At 40.6% G+C, this 1,073-nt stretch carries 2 pseudogenes; both read left to right on the forward strand.

Annotation, left to right across the window (positions count from 1 at the left end):
• Positions 1-892, forward strand: a pseudogene (locus ACFIKX_RS09360) (filamentous hemagglutinin); the annotation flags it as partial.
• A pseudogene (locus tag ACFIKX_RS09365) lies at positions 889-1,073 on the forward strand (hypothetical protein); the annotation flags it as partial. The pseudogenes ACFIKX_RS09360 and ACFIKX_RS09365, both read left to right, overlap by 4 nt.

Consider the following 1,073-nt stretch of genomic DNA (forward strand, 5'->3'; position numbering starts at 1 on the left):
CCGTGAAATGGTAACGCAACTCTTAGAAGAGGGGTTTAAATACAGCGATGATTCCTATAAAACCATGTTTATCAAAGAGCACCCCATTGCCGTGGTCGACCGTGATGAAAATGGCAATACAATCTATGAAATAGATGCAAATGGGGTACCTATAAGAGATGCTCGTGGACAAAATATTCCTAAGTTTCATTATTTAACGGATGAAGAAAAGCAACATTTGCAAGAAGGTGCTGATGGCAAGGTGCATGTGTCCCTCAATGGCATTTTTACACCACCCTATGAGGCGGCTGTTTATGCAGAGCAACATGCGGAGAATAAAAATGTACCGCTTTATTTTGTTGTGTTCCCTCAAGCCGATTCTGCTATCTCAGAACTTCTGGTCGCGGGCTATCAGAAGTTTATGGAAAATAACTTTTGGGGTTTGACCAATTCCACACAAGAAGCAAAAGATATAATGTCTCGCTATGGTAACACAGGATTGCATTTTGATGCCCATAGTCGTGGCAGTTTGACAGGCTTTAATACGATGAATTCTTTCAAACAAGAAGGTGTAAATGATGTAGCTGGCAATACAACGATCAGTTTCTATGGACCAGCGGCTAATGTTTTGGCGGCATCCGGTCTGTTAGGTTATGTGAGTGGTGGCAAACAAACCACTATTGGTTTTGATGGGAATAGATATGACTTTGTAAGCAGAATTATTGGCGGCAATGGCTATACCTACGAGACAATACCTGCTGGTAGTAACATGTGGAAAGAATGGTGGAGAGTGATCATGAATCCCATAAGCTCCCATACTTGTCTTGGAGATGCGAGTCCACAATGTAGATATGATTATGGTTTATCTCATCGTGAACAATTTCCTTTAAGTAAATCACGGAGTAAAAAATGAAACAAACTCTAAAATTATTAAGCACTGTAACTTTGTTAATTATAACTGGATGTAATATCGATAAACCTCCTCTAGGAGAGGTGGCAGCGTGGAAGAAACCAGGAGCAGATTTTACAGAGGTAGGAAAAGCCTTGTTAGAATGTGGAATGCCAACACCTTATTATACCGATCCAGAAAGCAG

The organism is Bartonella sp. CM86QHHN, from assembly GCF_042194695.1.
Classification (GTDB): domain Bacteria; phylum Pseudomonadota; class Alphaproteobacteria; order Rhizobiales; family Rhizobiaceae; genus Bartonella.